General features: G+C 56.2%; 15 protein-coding genes. 1 reads left to right on the top strand and 14 read right to left on the bottom strand.

Annotation, left to right across the window (positions count from 1 at the left end):
• Nucleotides 1–333: 333 nt before the first annotated feature.
• A complete protein-coding gene (locus tag IPV69_RS02165; RefSeq protein ID WP_206293273.1) occupies nucleotides 334–1,380 on the top strand; it encodes a C1 family peptidase in 1,047 nt (348 codons plus the stop codon).
• 73 nt (nucleotides 1,381–1,453) lie between these two features.
• On the opposite strand, the gene IPV69_RS02160 is transcribed toward IPV69_RS02165, so the two are convergent.
• From IPV69_RS02160 to IPV69_RS02095, 14 genes are all read right to left on the bottom strand, one after another.
• Nucleotides 1,454–2,002 (bottom strand): IS630 family transposase, encoded by a 549-nt coding sequence (locus tag IPV69_RS02160; protein ID WP_206293272.1) that lies wholly within the window; start codon nucleotides 2,000–2,002, stop codon nucleotides 1,454–1,456.
• 5 nt (nucleotides 2,003–2,007) lie between these two features.
• Nucleotides 2,008–2,496, bottom strand: coding sequence for a winged helix-turn-helix domain-containing protein (locus IPV69_RS02155; RefSeq protein WP_206293271.1), 489 nt, complete (start codon nucleotides 2,494–2,496; stop codon nucleotides 2,008–2,010).
• Nucleotides 2,497–3,757: 1,261 nt separating this feature from the next.
• Nucleotides 3,758–4,432: a hypothetical protein gene (locus tag IPV69_RS02150; protein ID WP_206293270.1), complete on the bottom strand. Its 675-nt coding sequence runs from the start codon at nucleotides 4,430–4,432 to the stop codon at nucleotides 3,758–3,760.
• Between the two features lie 28 nt (nucleotides 4,433–4,460).
• Nucleotides 4,461–5,045: a hypothetical protein gene (locus IPV69_RS02145; RefSeq protein ID WP_206293269.1), complete on the bottom strand. Its 585-nt coding sequence runs from the start codon at nucleotides 5,043–5,045 to the stop codon at nucleotides 4,461–4,463.
• A gap of 35 nt (nucleotides 5,046–5,080) precedes the next feature.
• Complete coding sequence (locus IPV69_RS02140) at nucleotides 5,081–6,292, bottom strand: hypothetical protein (protein WP_206293268.1); 1,212 nt, start codon at nucleotides 6,290–6,292, stop codon at nucleotides 5,081–5,083.
• Nucleotides 6,293–6,322: 30 nt separating this feature from the next.
• The gene (locus IPV69_RS02135) at nucleotides 6,323–8,437 is read right to left on the bottom strand and encodes a hypothetical protein (RefSeq protein ID WP_206293267.1); all 2,115 of its coding nucleotides are present in this window, start codon (nucleotides 8,435–8,437) and stop codon (nucleotides 6,323–6,325) included.
• A 42-nt stretch (nucleotides 8,438–8,479) separates the two neighbouring features.
• Nucleotides 8,480–9,706, bottom strand: coding sequence for a hypothetical protein (locus IPV69_RS02130; RefSeq protein ID WP_206293266.1), 1,227 nt, complete (start codon nucleotides 9,704–9,706; stop codon nucleotides 8,480–8,482).
• 155 nt (nucleotides 9,707–9,861) lie between these two features.
• Complete coding sequence (locus IPV69_RS02125; RefSeq protein ID WP_206293265.1) at nucleotides 9,862–10,872, bottom strand: hypothetical protein; 1,011 nt, start codon at nucleotides 10,870–10,872, stop codon at nucleotides 9,862–9,864.
• A gap of 4 nt (nucleotides 10,873–10,876) precedes the next feature.
• Nucleotides 10,877–12,142, bottom strand: a complete 1,266-nt coding sequence (locus tag IPV69_RS02120; protein WP_206293264.1) for a hypothetical protein — start codon at nucleotides 12,140–12,142, stop codon at nucleotides 10,877–10,879.
• Nucleotides 12,143–12,157: 15 nt separating this feature from the next.
• Nucleotides 12,158–13,039, bottom strand: a complete 882-nt coding sequence (locus IPV69_RS02115; RefSeq protein WP_206293263.1) for a hypothetical protein — start codon at nucleotides 13,037–13,039, stop codon at nucleotides 12,158–12,160.
• Nucleotides 13,040–13,104: 65 nt separating this feature from the next.
• The gene (locus IPV69_RS02110; RefSeq protein WP_206293262.1) at nucleotides 13,105–16,107 is read right to left on the bottom strand and encodes a hypothetical protein; all 3,003 of its coding nucleotides are present in this window, start codon (nucleotides 16,105–16,107) and stop codon (nucleotides 13,105–13,107) included.
• A 21-nt stretch (nucleotides 16,108–16,128) separates the two neighbouring features.
• Nucleotides 16,129–18,117, bottom strand: a complete 1,989-nt coding sequence (locus IPV69_RS02105; protein ID WP_206293261.1) for an AAA family ATPase — start codon at nucleotides 18,115–18,117, stop codon at nucleotides 16,129–16,131.
• Between the two features lie 52 nt (nucleotides 18,118–18,169).
• Nucleotides 18,170–21,328, bottom strand: coding sequence for a LysM peptidoglycan-binding domain-containing protein (locus IPV69_RS02100; RefSeq protein ID WP_206293260.1), 3,159 nt, complete (start codon nucleotides 21,326–21,328; stop codon nucleotides 18,170–18,172).
• A gap of 227 nt (nucleotides 21,329–21,555) precedes the next feature.
• Nucleotides 21,556–22,029 (bottom strand): ARPP-1 family domain-containing protein, encoded by a 474-nt coding sequence (locus tag IPV69_RS02095; protein WP_315853147.1) that lies wholly within the window; start codon nucleotides 22,027–22,029, stop codon nucleotides 21,556–21,558.
• Nucleotides 22,030–22,388: the final 359 nt, after the last annotated feature.

Raw genomic sequence — 22,388 nt, 5'->3', positions numbered from 1 at the left:
GATTTATCACCGATCGCCGCCTGAACCGAGGCATACCGGGGCCTGACGCCGAAGGTCGTCAAGTCAGTCAGTGAGAACGAGAACGGCGACAGTTTTTTCCTGGGGAACCCGCCTCCCCCAGCCCAGGTCGCCGGATAGGGTCAAAAACGCAGATTTGGTCACCGTCTCCCCTTCCAGGTTTCGGCCAGCCCCCGAATTTTCCCCCGCTTTTTGCTGTTGAAGGTTCCTCCAACGCGGGGCTAGATTTTGCCCTCGACGATGGTGCCGAATCGGCCACCGTGCTGATCGCCATCGTGTTTCTACCGGATGCCAATTCGGCATCGAGAGGCTATTATGGGCAATGCCAAGCCCAATTTCGTGGTCCTGGTTCTGCTGGGCTGTTTCGCTTCCAGCGTGTCGGCGGAAAAACTGTCGTATCGCGAGTTCTGCGGTCCCGTGCGGGATCAAGGCGACAGCAACGCGTGTGTGGCCTTCGCCACGATCGCGGCGATGGAAATCACGTACAAGCGCGAAACGGGCCGAGACCTCGACCTGTCGGAGCAGGATCTGCTGAACAAGTCGGGCCACAATCTGGGCGTGCTCGACACGCCCAACGCGGCGCAAATCGCCCTCGCCACGGTTGTGAAGTTCGGTGTCTGTGAAGAGGAAAAGATGCCGTGGCGCGACAAAGATCTGGCCAAGCGCGCGAAGTTAAACGACGTTTTCAGGGCCGTACCGCTGACCGCCGGGGTGCCGCTGACCGGCGGACCGATCGCCAACGTCGCTTCGCTCAAGACGGCTCTGAAAAAAGGGCCTGTGATCGTGCATCTGAATGCCGATCCGCTTCAAGGCGTCAAGACCGATAGGGTCATCGTTTCGAGGGGACGGCCGAATCACGCAGTCGTCCTGACTGGCTACGACGACGACCGGCAAGCCTTCGAAGTACGGAACTCGTGGGCAGAAGACTGGGGTGTAGGTGGCTACGGCTTCGTGAGCTACAAGAGCGATTTCTGGGGGGCGTGCGGGTTCGTGCCGAAGAGCGTGACGATCGCGTACGCGCCCCGACCGAAGGAAGGGGTCGAGGGAGTCCTCAAAACGGGCGGCGAGATCGTCGATGCCGTCGGCAAAAAGGGCGGCCAAGTCGTCCAAGCCGGCCAAGACGGGGCAAAAGCCGTTGCGAAGGGTGGAGAACGGGTGATCGAGGTCGTCGGCGACACTGCTGAGAAGCTCAGGAAAGACGCCGTAGAAGCGATGGCGCGGCTGCGAGAGGCCGAAGAACGCGAGCGGCGAAAGCGTGAAGAGCGCGAGCGGCGAGAGGAGGAAGCGAGGCGGCGAAAGCTGGAGGAAAATGCACGCCGAGTGGTGGAAACTGCAAAGAAATTCTTTGGCGGCAAGAAGTAACGGCGACCGAAACGTAGAGGCCTCAGGCAGTTACCGCAGCCTGAGGCCTCTACGTTTGCCAGGCTGATTATGATTACTGAGCGCTGGATAAGTTTAGCGCGAGTTCCGCGCCTTCGAAGCACGAGCGGAGCAACGCCTGATTGCCGCCTACGTCGTCCAAGTGTCGCTTGGCCTCGGCGTGAAGTTTCTCCAACTCCCCAATCGTGTGGTTCGCCATCCGGTGGTACTTCGTCAGGCTCCATACGCCTTCCACCGCATTGAGCTGCGGCGCGTACGTCGGCAGATAGTGCAACCTCAAACGCGGGTACTCCGCCGCCAGTTCCTTCACGATCGGCGACTTGTGTGCCGAAAGATTGTCCCAGACCACATCGATCGTTTTCTCGGGGTACTCGACAAGCACGCGGTGCAGGAACGCCGCCGCCTGCTCGCCGCGGACGTAGCTGTCGGGATGGAAGTCGCACACAAGATCGATCTTCGCCGTGGCGGCGTGCAAGACCACGGCCCCCAGCACGCTGACTTTCTGCTGCCGCCGATTGCGGTAGGCGACGACCGGCGTCTGAGCGATCGGGGCCCAAGTCTTCTTGACGTTCGGCGTCATCATGAAGCCGACCTCGTCGGCCATCAGAATCACTCCGCCGGACTCGATACTTTTTTTAGAAGTTCCGGCCAGAGCTCCGACCGCCAGGCGGCCACCTTCACCGGGTCGTGCTCGCGTGCCCGACGTTGGGGCTTCTGATGGGAAAAGCCCATGTCTTTCAGCATGACGCCGATGTGGTCGTGGTGGTACTTCACCTGGAACTCACGCTCGATCAGGTCGGCAATCAGCTGTTGGGTCCAGAGATACTTGTCGAATCCGCACTCCCTGGGCGTCTTGAGCAGCAACCCGGCAAGAGTCTTACGCTGGGCCTCATTCAGCCGCGACGGGCGTCCGGGTGGTTTGCGCGACACCAGTGCGTCACGGCCGCCCTTGCGGTATGCCCGCCGCCAGGCTCGGACGGTCTGGTCGTCGACCCGAAGGTCTTTGGCGATTTCGGCCGGCTCGCGATCCTGCTCGAACATGTTGGCCGCGATGCTCCGGACCCGATCCCACTCCTGGCGTGTTCCATTCTTTCGCATGGCGCGGATTTACCATCGGTCCGCGGAGGGCGCAAGGGGGTGCGCGTTATGAAAATCTAGCGGTCAGTAGCCGCCCGCAATTCGTGGCCGAGGAACGCCCCCGCGACTACGACCGAGTCGGGCTGGCGAAAGCTCAACGGCAGTGCGACCCTAAAGGCCGTGATCGACGGCATCGTGCACGTCGACGGAGTACGAAATGGCGCTTGAGTTGCCGGGTCCATCCACAGATCCTGTTATCATCTCTCAAAGCCGAGCACGTCGCCGGGCGATCTACTCGGAAAGTCGTCCACTGTGAATCCAGAACCTCAGACGTTCAGGTTCTCCGCATCCTCAAAAAATCGCCAGCAGGAGGTTGCGGACCGTATTGGACCCACTGGGATCTCGCGTTCATTACCTCGATTGACTCGAGATTGAACAAGCCGGCTAAAGTCGCGTTGAACGGCACCTGTGTCCCTATCGGGAAGAGCTTATCCTCTAGCGATTTGACAAGGCTCGCCAATGCGGCGCTCGGATCGTTGATACGGACTCCAGCCAGATCAAACCCCTCACGGGAAAACGCCTTCATAACTTCATCCCAAGCCTGCAAGAGAGACCAGTCCCTCGAAGGCTCCTCTGCAGCCGAGAAAATCCCAAGGGACGCCAGAAGTTTTGCACATGACGGGAATCCGACACGACACAAGGCCTCACTTCGCCCAAGACTATCGTTGAAGCTATTGAGCGCTGTCCTAGCTGCCAGCCAACTTAGAACTGGAGCCTCTGTCAAAAAAACGACATTACCGACAACCTTGAACTTTAGCGCGATCCGTTCAGTGAGAACATTCTCAATCTGATTCCTTTCCCTGACGCGATACCACTTGGCTTCAAGCGTACTGTCAGAATACGCCACATCTAGGCTCGTACGTGGAAATACATCATTCGGGTAGTTCGGCCAAACAACGCTACAGACCTCATTCTGACTCAGATAGACCTCTGACCATCGTCCACTAGGCCAGAACAGCGAAATACTCAGATCGTTATCGATACGCCTAGCACTCGCGACCCCATAGTCCAGTCCACATTGAATCCTGAGTGAAAACAATTGCGATTGTCGCCAGCCCTCTGCAGACACAGAATCGACACGATCGCGAGGTTGGTAAGCCATGGAAGACCTCATTGTCCTCTCAACCGAATTCAACTCGGTTTGAACTCGATCTTCAGTATCACGAACCACGTCCTCAACAACGAGTATGTGATCAAGCACTACCTAAGATTCAGCTCAAGTCTATTGAGCCGCAATGGGTGCTTTCCTATAAACTGACAAGTACCAGCCTAGTATCTTAAGATGGCCACGAAGCCAATCGCGATATTCCGAGCGGCAGAACAACCACCCGGCGACTTTGCGCTCCAAGAGAACCAGGCGGCTCGGGATGGCGGACGCTTTCTTCAGTTCAAACACTGCATCGACTACCGAAGAACTGGCTTGCAAAAGAGTTTCTGCGAAGCGAAGGTCGAGATCAATCTGGAGACTACAGACATCTTTGACGATCGCATTCCATCCGCTCCTCCAATCGCCGGGATTGTTGGGAGGCAATAGCGCTTCAGTAAGGCCCTTAGGGGGATCGGATAAAAGCGGTGCGTCAACGGGTGCAAACAGGCAGGGACTTTCCAGGCGTAGGCCAGCTACAATGGCAACACTCCCCTCATTAATCGTCCTCAAAGCCGCCCTGCCTTGCTTTCTATACTCTTTTCCACATTCATCCAATTTCTGAACAGTAGAAACCTTGCATCCCACAAGACATAGGGCTTGCCTGGCAACTAATGTTTGATTAAGCATAACAGCCTCCCAAGTCATGTCAGCGGCATTTATCCACTCAGTGGAAACAATTCTAATACCTCCCAGCCCGTCCCACTTCGGATCATGCTCCTTCGTAACCTGCAGTAGTTCGAACTCCACCATAAACACTCCGAAAATAGGTCCATCTGAATCAGCGCACCGGAACTGTCGCAGGAGCAGATGTTGCCGAACTTGGCGATCGAACAACCATACCAAGCGTGCAGCTGGAGAACTGCTTTTCTGGCGACATCACGCGATGAATAATATCCTTCAAGTCACCCACCGCAATCTCAGGCACCTCTCGAAGATCCCCGGACAAGACAAGCCCCACCGGGACAAAATCTCTCGTCCAATCATAGTCCTGGACAAGTGCAATCGCAACATTTGCGGGTTTACTCTCATCGGGCGACGGAACATAGAAGATCAGGGACAGCTGCTTGGCATTGCGTGCCAATATCGAAGTAGAAACTCCACTGTTCACGGGAAGCAGCCCGGCTGCGAGCACCCGAAGCTGGGCTTCGGCCGGTAACTGCGAACTAGGCTGCGAAGCTGGCGAAATGTCGGGGGGCCTCCGCTCAAGAATGATCTCGATACATGCCCAAGGCCGCGCACTCGATTCGGAGCCTGTCCCCCGAAGCGTCACTCGCGTCAAGGAGTTTGTCATGAGAATTGCGAGAAGAAAAAGCGAAATGCCGCAAAGCATGTCGACGAAGGTGGTCACGCGAGTCGACTTCATGAGCTTGATCCTCCTCAGTCCATCACAAACTAGGGCTATTCGGCCTTTGGAACGATTAACTGAAAGCCTCTTTGCAACTGAACCAACCCCGTCTCCTTAGTGGAATTGGTAGCGGCCCGCTCGCCTACTCGCGGATCGAGCACCACGATGCTTGGCTTTGGATTGACAACATGTAGCAGGGCATCTATGAAGTATGGACCGTATTTATTCTCTGCTTCTGCTTTCCCAGTCGGCGATGAGTCGCCCAACTCTCCAACGACAGCATCCAATCTAATCGTTGCATCTTTTGGACTTCCCATATCCAGCCCGACCGGCTTGCCGTCGTCGGCCGTAAAGTCATACCAAATAAGTGGCCTGCCAAACACGGTACTGGGGTGAGTTATCTGCAAATAAAGAAGAGCGTTGGATCGCGACGCCTGGATGGCTGTCTGGACGGCCTCGCTACTGTGGGTCCATGGATCCAAAGCGGCATTTGAGGGAACCGTACGCTGTCGCGCGATCTGATTAAGCCGCTCGATCAAGGCAGCCTGATCAAAGAATCCCTCCTGAAAAGAAAGCGGGCCCGAGTTAGTGGCTCTGAAAATATCAACCCCCGCACTGGCGACGATCGTGTCATCAAACGACACAAACTTATCAACTGAGGCCCTTATTGCCGAACCGCTGAATGAACGCTTCGCCAACTCTACCTCCTGGAGCATGGTGCGAATTGATTCGTTAATCGTGGGCTGGCCACCCTTTAAGCTTCCGAAAATGCCGCGACTCATTGCGTCTGCCGCTCTGCCCAGTGGTGGATTGGATGGATGCTGATGATCTTGCCGTTCAGCAAAACAACGCTGCACGAACTGCGCCGCAGCTTCGCGATTCTCGGGACTTGGTATCTTCCCTACTGCCGGCGACGCAGGGATAACTACAACTGCAAACTCTTCTTCTGGAAGCTTTGTGCGAATGCGAATTTGCTGTTTCCTGGGCGCTGCTTCAGTTCTCGGCAAGTCGTCTATCGGCCTTCCCGCTTGATCAAACCTAGCGATGACAACATCGGTCGGTCGGGTAGCCGCTTTCGCTTGCTTGCCTCGTCTATGCAGCTCTACCATGTAGTCCCGCCTATCGCCATCCGGAACGTAGACAACTACGAGACCCGCCTCCGTTCGTCCTCTACTGGCGCTTGTGCAGCTTATACTGCTACAGGCAGCGACAAGCAGGAAGAAGAGGATATTAAAAAACGCATCTACGAATGAGGTTCGGCTCATGGCAACCGTCCGGCAAGAGAGGTTCGATTCTCAGGGACTCGTTGGATTCGAGGTCGGAGGACGTAGATTTGGGAAATTGGTATCGATATAATCTCGTAGCTCGGCAGCTGCGATGAGGCTAAAAAAGTATGCTAGACGCCGACCATCGTTAGCTGGATCTTCCTTGGAGGCGAAGTACGACAAGCTACTGCTTGTGCCGGGCGGCAAGCAGTGTCCGTTAAACGCAAGGACATTAGCGAGCAACTGCGCAACCGCAGTACTCTGCGTCGGCCCGCAAAGCTTAGCGAAGCGAGCCGCAAACAAGAGCTGGTAAGTACTGTGCATGTTACTCATATTTACCGGCCGCTTGAGATTGAGCAGAATTTGATTCAACATGTCGTTTGCCGCAGTTGCTCCTGTGGTCGACGGATTTGTTGTCGGCAACTGCCAGAGCTTGATAATATTGGGATGAAGACCATTCTTGTTCAAGGCAATGAGGGTAGCGCCCCAATATGCGCCCTCGGCATAGGTTGAACTCTGTGGCTTGTCTGTGCAGTTCGCTAGAAGGTGGACGTAAAGTGATGAGCATGCACGATTTATACTAGCGTCGCCACTCGACCGAAAGGTGGCGAGCATCCAAAGGAGCTCTGATTGCAGGCTCCTGTCACTGCCGGTAAATCGCGAAGTGGACGACGTATCCCAGTTGCTGAAGTTGTTCGTCCATCCCCCCAGCGCGTTGAGGCACCTCGATAGCTCGTCGGATATCAGTACTTTTAATTGGGGGGGGCATGTTCGGCCTAGCCGATGGGAGAGTTCCGATAGAATGTACATCGCATAACAGTAATCGTAGAGTTGAGCATATGAACCCGTAGTACTTACGGCAGGGTCGAACTGTCTCTTAAGCACTGCCTTTATCCTGCTACAATCTTTCTCCTGCAAAGTTGCCGAGTTTGCGAGGATCGCCGGAAGCGTGGGATCGGCGGTCCAGCACAACCTGGCGAGCAGCTCTACGCGGCTGTCGTCACTCGGCGATTTGTTGCTTTCAAATAGCGCGTCAAACTGAGGACCGGTTAGCGCCAGTGCAGGTTCATTCGGCGGAATCTGTTTAAACAGATAGCCGGGCCCAGTGGTGCGATATGTTTTCGCTGTGGCCAACCATTTCACCAAGTCGACTTTGCGTGAAACGACCCAGTGCCGGACTTGGATCGAATTCAACTGCAGTTCGTCCGTCGTCTGCTCGGCTTTCAGCTGAAGCATAGAACCTAACCAGCCACAATTGCAGTCGGGTCGGAGGGTATAGGCGATTCTCTGAACCGTCTCGGAACTCGAATCAACTCTAAGTCTGATATCGTTTGCCCTCACAATATCCTGAATTCTCTCCTTGTAGTCAGCCGCCAGTGCTCCTAATTCGTCAGGAAGAAGTATGGCTTGGATGACATGGTGGTCCTTGGCTGCGCTGAGGCTATTGAGTGTACGTAGCAGTTCATCGAGTGGGGGTGTCCCTTGGGTCGCTGGGGGCTCTAGATGCGGCACCATGCTGACTCTATCCGTGACGAACTGGCGGCGGTACGCGGTTTCGGCCGTCCATGATCTTGATGGAACGAAATGACCAGTAAGAATTGCAATTGCAAGCCCCGTCGGCACGAGGGAGATCAGTACGCGATTGACTATGGCTCGCAACGGGACGCTGATCCCACACTTCTTCAAGGATAAGATAGATAGAAAATGGCAGATCAGCCATACGAATGTGAGGCCAAGGATCGCGAATGCAATCACTGCCACATCCGCTTTCACCGTTAATCTGGTGCCCCCATCCCGACTCTCTAGCCCGGCAACAACCCAGTCGACGGCTACTATGCGCCCTGAACTTCCGTCTTTGATTGGCAAAGGCATGGGCAAGCGTACATTTCCTGGAGGAACATCTATCGATCTGCTGGCGACGTCGACAATGGGGGTCTGCCCCACGGACCCGACACGAATCGTCTTCTCATTCGGTTCCCACCCCAGAGCCTTACAGACCTTCATCGCCCAGTCTTTAGATGACTCCGGTGCGATGGGATCGTTTGGGGATAGGATGACCCAGAATACGACTAGAACAACAACGGAAAATGTCAGCACGACCGCGACACGCAGCCAAGAGACGCGCTTCAAGAGTCCGCTCGCCATAGCGTTACCTTCGCAAAATCAATCACCAGCGATCACGTACCATCATTCCCGCGGCCATACTTTGACAGCCCACGTATCGTCACGACTCATTGCGTACCAACTTACCACGGCACCAACGGCAATGGCAATAAGGGTCTTGTTTACGCCGAGGAAAAACGCCGCAGCTTGCGATGTTGAGATCGCGGTGCCTCCAAGGGCCTCGCGCATCGGATCCGGGGTACCCTGGCGCAACATGAATAGACTCATTCCCAAGACCGTACCTAGTAGTCCCAGCTGACTGATGAGGGGCCGGCACATATCTAATCGACGTCGATACACGTCGGCGTGCTTTAAGTCACGAACTCGCAGGCCATAGAAACAGAAGATGCCTATCGTATAAATGAGTTGGTGTAGACCATACGATCTGCCGATGGGAACTTCGAGCAGAACCTGCAATACATAGATATAACGTAGGCGTTCACGCATATCCTCCACGGCGGTCTTAACATCGTCGGGGTTATCAGCGAGCTTTCGGGAAAGCAGTACATCCCACTGCGCTTGTTCCGGGTAAACACCACGCAGAACCGCGAGCGCATGGTCTTCGGGCGTGGAAACACCGTCGCCAAGAAAGGAGGATTTCAGAAAAGTGACGTATGCTCCTGAAACTCGGTCTCCGTTCCCCTTAATGGCCCGGACTGCGGTTGGCGTAGAGGGATCTGCGGACGCGATTGCTGATGTTCGCGTAGTAGGCTGAGTGGATGCTTTTGTTGCAGGGGTCGCCGACGGCCGCGTAGTAAGTTCCGCGAAGGCATCCGTAGAGTCCTTTACGGCGGCATTGGGCTTGCCCATGTTCCACCGCATCGCATTGATCAGACCCAGACCACCAACGAGCGCAGCCGCCTTGATCGCCCACCCGCCAATACAGACAGCGGCTGCGACCTTGATTGCGCGTCGCCATTTCTTCTTTGGTTCGTCCGGGTCCGCCTTGACCCAGAAAGTCAAGCAAAGAATGATCGTCCAGATGTAGACGGCCAAATCTATCCAATGTGATTGAAGGAATGCTGCCATTTTTATGAACCAATCGCGCGCATCCTGAAGTATTTCCTGATGCAGAACGTAAGGTGGCGAACAGTTGATCTCGCGGTATATGTGCAAGCATCCAAGAAAAGATGCGCTGACTGCTGCAAGCCAAACGAAGCGTATCGGTCGCCAAACATGCCGCAGTTGGCCACGTCCAGCCGCAGGATCGGATCCAGCGATCACATTTGTCGATGTCAACTTCTGGTCCATACTTGGCGCCTGCCGGATAGCGTCGGCTGTGTTCGTCGGCCCTCAGACTCCAATTAGTACCGCGACGGGCTGGGCGGAAGCCCTTTATTCGTTATCAATGGGTCCACTCTCGCAATGCAACCAACCGTCCCACGCTCCTGTCGCTGCCGACGTTTTCAGTGGAGCATCGCATTATCCAAGCCGCTGACGTCCAGCAGGAATCCGGTGACCAACTGCTTTGGCGGAATGAGTGCCCGCAGCGCGGTCAGCAGATCTTCGTCGTCCACTTCATGAGCGTGTAGCAAGTCACCTTCCGGCATTAACCCCCTGCTCTGAAGCCCGATCTTTCGCAGGTTTGACAAGTACCATTCTGCATTCTTCTTCTGGACACCTTGAAATTGAAGCAGCATTTGCATTACGGCAGCGACCGCTTCGGATGATTTTGGCACAATATGACTCTTTGCGAATCGTTGTTTCCACCAGAGCAGCGCCGGCAGGCAGAGGACCGTTCCGGCGAAGAGGGTGCGAAGCACATTATCGTGAACGCTGACACCGTCCGAGTACCGCACTTCCGTCCATGCTAATAGTGCACGCAGCGGATCACGCTCGCGATGACTCTCAAGACATTCGATCGCGTCGTGCTTACTGTCGATCAAGCGGTGGTAAACGTAGTACGGAGACCACTCGAGGGCAAATCGGGGAGACCGCCACCCAGCCATCGGAAACACTGACCTCGAGTAGACCACGCGGCTTGAATTCAACTGATCGGCTAGCCAGCGCTCAATGGTTCCGACGGCGTAATCTGGGACGCAGAACCTTACGTCATCCGAGTCGCAGTCGAATCCTACCGATCCGCCGATGACAATCAGACTCTTGGCGGGGTCGTCGCACCAGCGAGAGAAACGCAGTAGCGGAGGAACATATTCACTACTGCGAGCATTGTTCCAGATGTTGTTCCTGAACTTGTCCCAAGCGTCGCTGAAATAACTGTCTTGCTCTAGCGACGCGGTACGCACTGTCATTGAGAGAAGCGGTTGCGAATCATGGCGCATCGCGGCTAAAGCCACTTCGCTGGATACGTTCTGCTTTGTAACGGTTGGTAGTCCGTAGTCACCGTCATTAATACAATCAATAGCGCCTTTATTCTGGGCGTTAAGAAGCGTGCAATCGAGCTGAATGTCCCACATTGGCTTAATCAACGCGCATCCCCCGATCAGAGAGCGTCATCTTCCGCATCCCCGTCTTGCCGGACCATTGCTTTCCGGTCGGCAAGGCCATTGCGTATGGAGCAGGTACTTCAACATCACGCTGGGCGTATCGGATCAACGGCATACCAGTGAGCGACCAATCGGGGTCCAGGCAGAGTGTGTTGCCCTCACTGGGAACCCATTGCCACCCGAAGGCGTTGCCGGTCCCTGCGTCAAAACTCGTGAGTCTTGCGGGAAAAAGATCGTTGCACCCATCCATCGTACATTGAACGGATACACCGCTCGTCCAAGACTTGGCAACCTTACCTCGCAGATACCCCATAGGTGCCAGGTCCGGCGTCTGCCACACAGGCTCTGGTGGTGCATCGGCAATGTCGATTAGGCTTTCCCAGCCGACTGGCCCGGTTGCCCAGGTGTCTCGTCGCCGGACGATCCACCGGTGGTTCCCCGCGAAGTTTGCCCGCTTCGGGAGAAATGCTTTTGTCAATAACTGTGTCGCTTCATCCAGGGTCACCTCGGACACCCTTTGGTAGACCTCGACCAAACCTGCCCTCCGTGCATATGGCGTTGGGAGCTCTTTGCAACAGATTTCTGTCTCATAAGTCGGGCGCCAATCGGCAGTCATGTCGAATGCCTGCTGGTTGTCGTCCTTGACCAGGCTCCAGTTCGTGCCGGCTCTTCCGATCACCCAGAAGTGGTCCTCGCCCAGATACGACGCCGACCATGCCAGCCATGCCGCAAGATCTAGCGGGGAGCGGTCGACTCTCAGTACGACCGTTTCTCCAATGCCTTCCAACATCCCCTGGATCTTCTTACGAACTGCTTGATTGATCTGCTGCAAGGATCCGGAAAACGGGTCCGTATTCAGAAAGCCTTCAATACCGTTGGCGGGCACACAATAAGCCGCACGTCCCGGAACTAGACTTGCTGGGGTCTCAACGGTCTGCTCCACCTGAAGCATCAGTTCATCGGGGTATGTTGTCCTACGAGGAGCATCCGCGATTCTAAACGGACCGTTGATGCTTAGCTTCTGACCACCGGCCAGCACGACCTCGATCGGTCCAACGAGTCTCGGCGACGGATCGGCGGGTGTACCCGCCTGCGCACCGGCACGAATGCCAGCGATCCTGGGATCGCGTGTATGGAGCTTCCACCGCAAGCGGGCACCGACGGCCTCAATGCGCGTTACCGCATGGAAGTGCATCGTCACGCCTGCGACAGTCGTCGTGATGGATGAGACACCGGCCAAGACAACTCCCTACGGCTACCAAACCGGAATCTTGATGTCGCCAGAGAAGACGATCGACACCCGTTCCTCAATGCGACCATCGGGTTGATAGCCTTGCTCGCTATTCGTATGCACCGCCTTCGGCACAACTACGTCCAGATCGCAGCGCAACAACGAACCAACTCCGCCGGGGGTCGCGAACGCACGTTCAAGCTCGTATGCCCGCCATCTTGGCAACGCGCAGTAGCGGCCAGCCAACTCCTCATAAACCATTCCGGGAACGGTCATGGCTACACCGCCCTTGGCCGATTGAGCTGCCGCGTCCACGCCAGTCCAGTTGAACTCCGGGTTAACGTCCCATGCGGCTCCTCGCCATCCCAGCATCCTCGCGATCGGATCATCCATTACACAGCGATCCGTTCGCCAGGACAGGACCTTTCCCGAAGAATCTATATCTCGGACGGGCTTCCAATTCGCATTGGCCACAGCGCCAGGACCGAACCGGACCATTCCGGCAGCATTCACGCCCAGCGGAGGCGCCGCCGGTTGAACCGTTGGGACAACATTGAACCCGGGCGTCCCTCGGAAGTCGAAGGAGAGGCGCGCATACTCTCCAACAACCTGACGGTCGATTGAAGCGACCTGGAAACCCGTCAGATTCAGGCCCGACGACAGAGCGCCCTTGCTGGGCATGCCAATCGTTACTGCGCCGATTGCCGGAACGGCAGGCATCATGTTCGCAATTAGGAAGGACAGAGGCTGAGTTCGACCCAGTATTCCACCAGGCTGCGCAGCAAAGTCCTCCAAGACGACCTGCAAAGCCGCAGATAAGGCGCCACCACCCGAAAGCACCATCGCAAATCGGTATCCGCTGACCTCACGAAAGATGCTTCCGTCGAATGCTAACTGAAAGGACATGCTTGCCTCCTTTGCCTCGCGTGGACCCTACTGATATCGACTCCGACACATCAGACTCCATCCAATCAGTCGGGACGGATCGACGCATAGTAGGCGTTTACTCGGTGAACATAGATACCCGGAGTCGCAGTCAGGGCCATCGTCGACTTCGAGTCATTACAAAGGACTACCATCTTCGATTCGCCAGGGACGGCAAACTTCCACTCGGCCGGGCAATACGTCGGCCGATCGGTGATACCGGTGATCTGGCACCTTTCCAGCCACGCGAGGATATCGCCTCCGAACTGGCTAGAATCTGACGCCAACACCTTTTTAATACCGCCGAGTAGCCCGGCTTTTAACAAGGCCCCCGCCACCGTCGTCAGATTAAACCTGACGGCCCCCTGCTCCTGTGGTCCAGTCCCTACAAATTGGGTTGTCGGTAGCACGTGAACATCGTAGTCGCCCGCTGAGACGACTTCCGTGCCGTTCATTGCAGCGGCGAGAACCAAGAAGCCAGCGGGTATCAGCGGTGACGACGGACTGCCATTATTTGCCTTCAAACCCTCATTGACATCGTCGGTCAATCCACGAAGACGTACACCCGGACCACATAGCGACAGGCAAGGAATCTGTTCAATGTCCGGAAGTGTCGAAAGCCAGGGTCTTCCTTTCACCCAATCAGGACCTGCGTCTAGCAGGCACGGTGGAAATCGATTCTTAGTAGGCTGACTGAGTAAGGCTTCTGTAACGGTGTCGGGCTCGTCAGCAAAATATACGCAAAGCGGCACTGAATCGCCGCAGGGCGGTCCTGGATTCATCGCAGTGATACTCGCAAGACGCGCGACAGCCGTAGCTGAATTCCCGTTCCAAACAACTAGGCGATAGCCATCCTTGTTCAATGACTGCATCAAGCATTCGACACCGTATAACTTGCTTAGCAATGGAATCGAATCACCAATAGCAGCAGTGTACGCGTCGTCCATGGCGTTCCGCTGGACTACGAGGCTGTCAAGATCAATAAACTCCGTCACCGGCACATTCTTCAGGACTTGATCTACACCTTGGTGTTGCCGTATTTCGAAGATCCATCGCAGGATTGCCGAGTCAGGATCACCGAACTGCAAGCCCTGGCGAATAAGCATCACGGCGTGGATATACTGAAATGCGCTTTCTCGAGCCAGTTTCTGGGCGTCCGGCAAGTCCTTCTGCGAAAGGAGGATGGTGAATGATTTATGAATCGATGTATGGAATAACGGAAGAAGCGTATGCAATTTCGGTAGCTGGCCATTCAGATTGATGGATACCGATTTCAACAAACTATCAAGTGCATCCAGTTCCTTGCCAGTCTCCACAACCTTTTTGTCGACCTTTGAAGTCTTATCCTCGTGACTGCTTTCGATCTTGGATTCAACCGGAGCCCCCCCCTTCACATCGACGGGCTCACCGTGCTCGTTCTGCTGTTGCCCAGGCAGAGGAGAAGGTGTCGAGACGTGCTCGGATTCATTGCCCACTGAACCCTGGTTCGATTTCCCGTCGTCAGAGTCTCCCGTGCCGGCCTTCCGCGAATCTGAACTCTGCGACCCTTCAGATTCTCGAACGGTCTCTGTGTTTCGATCAACACCCGAAGAACTGGTGCCAGTGGTTGAACTCGCCGAACTCATCGAGTCGTCCTTGGAGCCAGTATGTCCTCTGTCGTGCCGCCGCTGTCTCGCCTCCACAAACCAGGCTTCGACCTGCGTTGCGAAATCCCCTGCTGGAGCGGCGGTAGCATTAGATAGCTTTGAATTGCAGTTTGGATCCTGTGCCAGAAGCAGCCAAGAAGTAATCTCGCTTCGCTTTGTGGGTTCGACGGTCGCCAACCAGGCGAGATGGGCAGCAACACAAGCTATGGATTCAGCATCCTGAATTGCCTTGTCGTCTTTGAGCAATTCGATTAGTTTTTTAGCATATCCGTTGATATTATCACGAAAATTATCCTCAGATTCATTGGCGAAGTCTTTGCGACCCTCAGCACGAGCTTTCGCGAAATAATCCTGAGCGGAAACCGATGTGCCAGCAATCATACCAAGAATCGCATTATGCAGGACATCAACCATGAGGTCCTCACTGAGCATCGCACCGCCGGACCGAGCACGCGCGTACTCTGAGAGGATTCCCGAGAAAACAGCCGGGAATGGCCTTTTACCAGAGCCGGCTTTCCAATCTGTTTTTGCCTGTTCTGTTGCGACGCTCAAAGCTTCATGCACCTCTGCCTTTCCGATGACCGTAGCTTTTGCAAGACCGTCAAAGTTCTTGAGCCAAGCTTGGAATTCTTGTGTCGCAGGGTGGTCTACACCTACAGCAGTGCCGAGGTCTGCCGGGTCTAGAACGTCGTTCCGCGTTGCGAGACTGGTTACGAATCGCTTCCAACGTCCTCTGTCGCCCAGATCGATTTTGACGTTATCGATCTGCGACTTTCTGCATTGAGTCATAAATGCTTTGGCGGCCTCTTCTGCGGCGCTATTAAGTCTATCGAAGAAGTTGCGCCACAGTAATGGGCGGAAGAGACTGCGTTTTTCACTCAACGTGCTGTACGATATGTTCCCTGTTTTGCCTTCCGATCGAAGGGTTTCTAGGCCCAGCTTCGTGGCTGTCTCAAATTTTTCCCAACCAATGTTGTCCTTGCCACCAATGACCGCGTCAAACACATTGATAAACGGTTTGTTGGAGGGGCGGCCATTGACCTTCAGATTCTCTTCTTTCGCTGTAGCTTTGCTTTGTTTTTCGTCAACCTGAGACAGTGTCGATGCAATGCTTTTCGCCAATTGATCAAACCCGCTAACAACCTCCTCCGCCATCTGGGAGGCATTGACAGGCTGCGCGCCATTCGGTGGACCGATTGGCTTAAAGAAATTGAAGAATGGATTGCCAGAATTAAGTGGCCCAAGCTCGGTAGTCTGGATGTCGTAATGGTTAACAAAGGCGTCGTATTCTAAATTGGGACGTCCCGCGTACGAGAAGACAATGAATTTGTCCTTCACCTTCTCATTGTTCCCGCCAAAGTCGCCAACGAGCATTGCTGTCTTGTGCACTTTATTTTCTGCCATTGCGTTATCCGTTAATGATGCCTAGTGGATACGTAGCGAAGCCAACCTGATCGCGCGAACGATGTCTTTCGGGCTTTTTGCTGCGGCCGTTATCTCCGATGCGGTGGTCGAGTTAAGGCTGCTTTGGGAAGACATTTCCGCTGCGATCTCCGCGAGACCCAGTGGTTCGACTAGCTGGAGGTCCAGTTTCAGATCTACAGACTCACGAAGAGCGGCGGCGTCGCCCTGCTGATCGGACTCGGCAGTCAGAATCAGGACACAGCCGGCAAACGACACGGGCCTGCCGCGACCGTCTGCACCGGTTCCCTCTTCGAGGATGGGACGCAGCAGTGCGGCTAGCCCCTTGGAGCGGTCGACGCCGCGAATGAGCACAAGTCGGCGGGCGGAGGCGCGGACATCACTGTAGATGCTGGTCCGCGTTTCCTCATATCCGACATAGCCGGGCGGCGCACCACGCAAGCGATTGATGCCGGTCTCGCCATCAAACCCATCGACGTCGATCTCCGAGATCACGTCGCGCTCGGCCCCGCCATTGGCAAAGTGATGGCGGGCAATTGACCAGGCGAGCGTACGTTTGCCTACGCCTGAGGGCCCGACGAGGAAAATGGACGCGATCGGTCCGTGCTGAAGTGCGCCGCGCGCTCGCGCGTCTTCACCTGCCATGATGTAGTTGGCAATGAGGCTCACAGCCTCATCATGTCCCTTTACGTCCATGCAGATCAACTCGCGAAGGCGGCCTGCTCGTTTGGAAACGCTCGCGGTCAGGTGGCCTTCCGGCATGGAGAGCGCTTTTTCGAGCGTTCGGCGAACATCGTTTCCGGTTAGTTGTGTCGCCTTAGGGTTGTCATAATGCAACTCGGCTGCCGCCGTGCGGATGAGGTTCGCGGCCTTGCGCGGAAGTCGCTGCAGTGGCAGATAACGGATGGTCAGGTCGACGGCTGCCTGAATGGCGTCGTCGGTTAAGCGGGGAGGCTGCGTCTGGCCGGTGCGTTTCAGGACGGACTGAGGGGATCGCTTAAAATTTGCGACGACCGCGTCGCGTGTGGGTTCGGGCAACGGGATCAGCGAGAGCCGATCGGCCAGTGCGGGATCAGATGACAAGATGCGATCGTATTCTTCGCGGGTGGTTGCGCCGAAACATCGCAACTGCCCGGCCGCCATGGGCGGCTTCAGGATGTTGGAGATGATCGTGCCCTCGCGGCTCGAATCGAACATCGAGTGCATCTCGTCGAAAAACACGATGGAGCCATTGTCTCGATGGGCAAGATCGACGAGTTGCCGAACGCGTTCCTCAAGCTGCCCCCTGTCAGCAGTGCCGGACATTAAGTGCGATCGCGATACCCCGACGACCCGGAGCTGATGCATCGACGAGTTTACCCGCCCGTCGCCGCTGCGGAGCATGTAGGCAATCTGCATGGCGAGCGTGGTCTTGCCGACGCCAGGCTCGGCAACCAGCACCGGCGTGTAGTATCCGCCGAAGAGTTGGACCATCAGGACTTGCAAGTAGCGGGGTACGGCGGCGTCATCCGCGAGACCGAGCGGTGATGCTTCCCAGCCGTAGGACATCGCGGTCAGGTCGTCTCCCAAACCAACCGGAACCGGCGGGGGCGGCTTGTCGACGAAGCTCAACCCGGCGAGCCCGTAGCCCTGTTTGGCGAGAACGCGAACGGTCTGACTGTCGATTTCATCGCCGCAGTAGTTTTCGGATGATACGGCAATGTAGAAGAGGGACGAGCACGTGATTGTTTTGCCACCCGCAGCCTGACGAACGCTCTCAGCCGCTTTGAGAAGCGACTGCAGCGGGAACTTCACGCCAGTGGTGATTTGGACAGGGCGCAGCGTTGCCGTAGGCGGGAATAACTTCAGGGCCGGTGCTAAGTCGGCACAAGCGCCGGCCAGCAAACGGAGCAAGTCGGTCAGGTACTGGTCGCCCTTATCCGCCTGAGTACGGACGGACCGCAGGACGGCCAGAGTCGAGTCGTCAGGAAAAAAAGCGTGCTGCTCACCCATGCGATGGCGTGTAGAAATCTTGCGGGCAGTCTACATATCGGGTTGGGGCATTTCAATGTCCGGGGTTATCCTTCGCCCGGTCGTAATAAAGGCGGACTGCCGGCCACCAGAAGACGGGATCTCCACCTTCCCTGTCTTGGCCAAGGGGCTCATTGTAGAATTTCTCCAGCGCGTCCATCCGCGTCTTCAAGTTGAGAAACCTGAGTGGGTTCTCGCACGTGAGTTTTTGCCACAGCGAGTCGGCCGATACCTTCGCGAGAATGGCCGCCTCATCGACGGCTTGACGAAAAGCGAGCCAGCTTTCGGATACGCCAACGCCGTCTTTCTCGATCAGGGGCCAATCGGTACCGGCAAGGACGCGATGCTGCCAGGTTTTGTGTTTTGCAATTTCGGAAAGCAGCCTGCGGAGCACATCGCCATCCTCTCGTTCCAAGTCGCCGACGAAATAGGATAGATCGGCGAAGACGTTGGGAAAATTCGTCATCAAGTCCAGTATCTTGGAACACCAGTCCAATGGAAATCGGTTTTTCCACTGGGATAGCCAATCCTGCCAATGGGGTAGTTGCAACACTTGGTTGAGGTGCTCAGGCTCTTTGAGCTCCCAGAGGAGTGGCACGGTGGGATCCCCTTGTGTTAGACGCTGTAACTGGCTGCGGGCCCAACCGAACTCGTCGTCTGTCAAATACCACTCCAGTTCAGAAACTGATGCGCGCGTCAGGCGTAGCAGGACAGCGGCCTTGAACTGCGAACCGGCAAATCTCTCCCCGCTGACGATGACAGGGTTGTAGCGGAGATAGGTGGACGTGGACTCGCTCACCTCAATACTTGCCGACTGCCTGCTTTGATAGCGGCACCAAGCGGCACCAGCAGTTCCAAAGTGGGCCAAGTTGAGCCGGAGTCTCGTATTCTCGTTAAGGGTCGAGATCCAGATGTAAGGCGAGGCCAGTGTCTGAACGTACTCGCAGTACCTCGCCGTCGCGACACAGAACGCTTCAACCAGCCATCGGGCGGCGTCCTCGAAACTGGCTTGCGGATTTGGCTTGTTCAGACGCGGAAATCCGAAGTTCAGACTCGACCAAAAGCATGCAGGCCCAACTTCTTCTGAGGTCGGGGGCCATCCCCCCGGAGAATGGTGATTCGTGATCGGCAGGTCGCTTTTGATGGCGAACTCAAGAAGCTCTTTAGCCTGTCGGTCTACGATTGCCCCACGAGGATCCCCGAAGAGCTTGGCATTCTCCGTGGGCAACCAACCGCAACGTGTGTACATCTTGATTCCGACAAAACCCCGTTGCGGGACACAATCCTTGACGATCTTCATTGCCTCCGGGTTCCGCGCATCAAATGGGGCAAACGGCAAAACCTCACCGCGCCCTTTGTGGGCGATACGTTCTACGACGGTGACGATTCTGTTGACGTCCTGTTTGAACCAGATGTACTCGCGCCGCGGGTAATCCTGACTGTCGTCGCGAACTTCGGCCTCGACGTGTGAGCCAGCAATTACATCCAGCACCCAGGCGTGAAGGGATTTTCGAATCGGAGTCTGGCTAAGATCGAGAACGAGGGGCACGATGGCCTTTGCCCGATCGTTGAGCCGATCGGTCGTCGAGTTTCCTGCCAGCCCCCTGAGCAGATACCAAGCGTTTGTCGCCTCACTTTCAAGTACGTTGTGGACGAGGAACTTACCAACGGCCACCATGCTGACAGCGCCTCGGAACCCTGCTGGGGTGTTGATCCACGCGGCGAATCCGAAATGATGCCGCTGCACAAGCCGGGGAAGGTTTTCCTGAAACCTAAGCTCCTGTCCATCTCGCAGGCAGATCGGCAATTGCCCGTTGCGCCGAAGACACGTCGGAAGTGGTACTTGCGTCAACGAGCCGTTCGCCAAAAAAATCGCTACACCCGAAGCCACGCCGTCCGATCCAGGCTTGGACACCGTCCATTCAGTTTCCGACTCATAGATTGCAGGCTGCGGCGGCGTGCGGTTGCTTGAGCTAATCGAAAGTCGAACGACACTTTGGACGTCAACATCCGTCCTATCCCACGTCGGCTGCTCGCCCGGATCCGTGCCAGTACGGCGGACATCCACAGTAACCGGTGCGGGCCACCGCACCGCGACGCCGTCTTTGTATACGAGGACGACTTCGTCGTAGGCTGCCAGCTCTTGTTGGTCCGATCCGCCCAAGACCGGCTCATACTGCGATGCTGCAACGACGTGGCAATGACTGTCGATGTGCGGAAGCAGTGGTACGAGCCTCACATGGTTTTCCGTCTTGGCATTCAACTTTAGGGTCGCTCGTTGAAGTTGCGGAATAACCAGGGCGTCGTTCTCTTGAAGACGTTTTGGATCGCTATGCCGGTCACTCTTCAGTTTTCCGTTTTTCTCATGATTCCAAATCTTCTCCCAGGAAGTCCCGAACCGTTGGCCGATCGACCACAGGGTGTCACCCTTCTTCACCGTGTAATTCAGGCAAGGTAATCTGTCTTCCGAGACAGTGGCCGCGGATTGCTCATGGATCTGCTCAGGAAGGACGTCGATCAATTGGACGACGCACTCTCTATTCGGCATACGGAACGTGACGCAGCCCTTCTCGTCAAGAATCAGGTTCCTAACTCCTTGGGCCGCCTCGCCTTTCGTCGGGCGTGCCAAAACTCGGAGACCGTTTGCCGGCGCATCGAGCCACGACACCTTGAGCTTAAACTCGCTCTGTCCATTCGTTGCAGCTTCACCCGCTCCAACAGTTCCATGGGCGACTTGAGGAACTGCAGCCGGTGGCGGAGCGCCTCCTGTGGCGCGTTGTCCAGATCGGCAGATTTTCAGCTCGCACATTACGGGGATGGGCGGGTGTGGCCACACATTGCTAATGGCCACACCGGCACAATGCCCTTGGTTCCCTATCCGAAGAACCGGCATAGGTGCTCGAAGCAGTTCACCTGCGGCGGGCGAGACCTGTCCGCAACCATAGCAGGTGCCTGGCATGGCGTTGAATGGCGAAGGTGCTGTACATCCGCCGATCGATACCTGCATGGGGCCCATCAGCACCGGGTCGTCGCCGACGGAGAGTTGTGTGACTGCGGCGAACTCAGTCACTGAGGCGCCGAAGGTTTGACCGGAAGCGGGCTCAAGATGATGACCAAGCAACATCCTGACGCACACTCCCGTTACGGAGCCAGGAGTTGCGGAACTTGTCGCGGAAATGAGATCGTCCGGCATTTGCTCTCCACCGAATAGCGTGAATTGCATCTTACCAAAGTCGCTTACAGCAAGAATCTCTTGAGGAGGAATGCATTGCAGAAATCTCTGCGTTGGCTTGCTCTGAGGCTGCCAAAGTCGAAGTTCGCCGTGATTCGCACACCGGGGGGAGCAGAAGGCTGCAGCTCTCAAGTTGCTTCAATATCCGACGAAAGAGCTTGGAAAAGAGCGACTTTTTTGCTGGGGCCTTACCGTCGTCGGGGGCGCAAGCCCCGCGGCTCGGCAGGCTCGGTCGACTTCGGAAATACCTGCATATGAATCACCGACTCGTCGTTCCAGACCAATGCGGAGCCACTGTACGCGTCCGTCTCGGTCCTCCATTCGAGGCCCGCTCCGGGGGGCGTGAAGGATTCCCACGCCGCTTTGGTCACCTCGTCGAGTACCTTGGCGATTGCGTCGGGCGAGGGTTCCGCCGCCTCCTCGGATTGGACATTCAGAAAGCCGATCAAGTAACTGTCCAGCAGCGATGACCAGAAGTGCTGGAGGGTGGAATGGCGGTCGAACAGGTCGGCACCCTGAAACTCCCCGCCGAGGAACATTGCCATTCCGATCGCTTCATCGGGCAGCGTGAACGAGTTGCGAAGGTCGTGTAGCTGCTGCCGGTTATCGGCATAGGCATCGTGCATCGCGGAAGTACCGCTCCTGACTTTGATGTCATCCAACAACGTAGGTCAGATCGCGCTGACGACGATTGAAACGCTGGGCGTTGCTCGAGAGTCAGCAGTGAGGTGGGGCGACAGGGATTTTGGCAAGCGGTTGAAGTCGAGCGACTCCTTCCGTGCCGTTCCCATGACGGCGCGCGGGCTCGAGAACGCCGACACCATCCGGCGCGCCCTCAGCGCCTGCGGTCGGAGTTTCCGGCGATGACGACGGCACTGCTCGACGAAGTTGTCGAGGACTGGGCCCGGTTCAGCCGAGTGACCGACACCGACAGCGTCGCCCGCAATCCTCCCCGTCCAGTCGCCGGTACGGGAGATCATCGAAGAGTTCGAGCGGGCCTACTCCTTTCTTAATGCGCATT

The organism is Humisphaera borealis, from assembly GCF_015169395.1.
Classification (GTDB): domain Bacteria; phylum Planctomycetota; class Phycisphaerae; order Tepidisphaerales; family Tepidisphaeraceae; genus Humisphaera; species Humisphaera borealis.
The sequence above is the reverse complement of the archived record's forward strand: the minus strand, read 5'-3'. Positions and strand labels throughout refer to the sequence as shown.

Bases quoted from the DNA above. Each gene is read 5' to 3' on its own strand.
- IPV69_RS02125 (WP_206293265.1), bottom strand. From the start codon at position 10,872: ATGTGGGACATTCAGCTCGATTGCACGCTTCTTAACGCCCAGAATAAA.
- IPV69_RS02110 (WP_206293262.1), bottom strand. From the start codon at position 16,107: ATGGCAGAAAATAAAGTGCACAAGACAGCAATGCTCGTTGGCGACTTT.
- IPV69_RS02165 (WP_206293273.1), top strand. From the start codon at position 334: ATGGGCAATGCCAAGCCCAATTTCGTGGTCCTGGTTCTGCTGGGCTGT.
- IPV69_RS02115 (WP_206293263.1), bottom strand. From the start codon at position 13,039: ATGTCCTTTCAGTTAGCATTCGACGGAAGCATCTTTCGTGAGGTCAGC.
- IPV69_RS02135 (WP_206293267.1), bottom strand. From the start codon at position 8,437: ATGGCGAGCGGACTCTTGAAGCGCGTCTCTTGGCTGCGTGTCGCGGTC.
- IPV69_RS02100 (WP_206293260.1), bottom strand. From the start codon at position 21,328: ATGCCGGACGATCTCATTTCCGCGACAAGTTCCGCAACTCCTGGCTCC.
- IPV69_RS02160 (WP_206293272.1), bottom strand. From the start codon at position 2,002: ATGGCCGACGAGGTCGGCTTCATGATGACGCCGAACGTCAAGAAGACT.
- IPV69_RS02155 (WP_206293271.1), bottom strand. From the start codon at position 2,496: ATGCGAAAGAATGGAACACGCCAGGAGTGGGATCGGGTCCGGAGCATC.
- IPV69_RS02145 (WP_206293269.1), bottom strand. From the start codon at position 5,045: ATGAAGTCGACTCGCGTGACCACCTTCGTCGACATGCTTTGCGGCATT.
- IPV69_RS02150 (WP_206293270.1), bottom strand. From the start codon at position 4,432: ATGGTGGAGTTCGAACTACTGCAGGTTACGAAGGAGCATGATCCGAAG.
- IPV69_RS02140 (WP_206293268.1), bottom strand. From the start codon at position 6,292: ATGAGCCGAACCTCATTCGTAGATGCGTTTTTTAATATCCTCTTCTTC.
- IPV69_RS02105 (WP_206293261.1), bottom strand. From the start codon at position 18,117: ATGGGTGAGCAGCACGCTTTTTTTCCTGACGACTCGACTCTGGCCGTC.
- IPV69_RS02130 (WP_206293266.1), bottom strand. From the start codon at position 9,706: ATGGACCAGAAGTTGACATCGACAAATGTGATCGCTGGATCCGATCCT.